Here is a 721-nt window from a genome sequence, read left to right on the forward strand (position 1 = left end):
CGGTGATTGCGGCAGCAGGTGGGACAAGCGGGCCGAGCCTGGCCCAACTGCAAGCGCTGGGTGTGAGCGGGGTGACAGCAGACAACCTGGCGGCAGTGCAAGCGGCGATAGCGAACACGGCAGACGATGGCTCAGGGGTGAGTAGCCTGAGCGCGCTGCAGTCGGTGGTGAGTGCAGCGGCAAGTGCGGCGGCAAGTGCGCTGAGCACGTTGAGCGAAGCGGCGACAAGCAACAGCGCAAGCGACAGCAGTCCTGGGGTGGAGGTGTATGGGGCGGCTGGGGTGAGTGGGGTGACGGCGGACAACCTCAAAGCGATCAACAGCGTGCTCAACACGACAGGGGTGAGTGCAACGAGCGTGGACACGACGGCAGAAGTGCAGGCGCTGGTGGATGCGTACAAGTTGGTGTTGGCGGGAGCGGATGCAGACGCGAGCGATGACAACGTGAGCGTGACGACAGCGCAATACGGCTTGTTGGGGGTGGAGGGTTTGGGTGCTAAGAGCACGAGCTTGCTCAACGACGTGGTGGACGCAAAAGCGCAAACGGAGGTGGACACGGCGGCGGAGTTGCAGGTCTTGGCGAGTGCGGCAGAGGCGGTGATTGCGGCAGCAGGTGGGACAAGCGGGCCGAGCCTGGCCCAACTGCAAGCGCTGGGTGTGAGCGGGGTGACAGCAGACAACCTGGCGGCAGTGCAAGCGGCGATAGCGAACACGGCAGACGA

At 64.6% G+C, this 721-nt stretch carries 1 protein-coding gene; it reads left to right on the forward strand.

Going from position 1 to position 721, the window contains the following annotated elements; genetic code table 11:
• On the forward strand, positions 1 to 721 hold a 721-nt coding region (locus B9Z41_RS17090), incomplete at both ends, for a hypothetical protein (protein WP_199173018.1).

Origin of the sequence: Limnohabitans sp. JirII-31, from assembly GCF_002778315.1 — a bacterium.
Taxonomy (GTDB): Bacteria; Pseudomonadota; Gammaproteobacteria; order Burkholderiales; family Burkholderiaceae_C; genus Limnohabitans.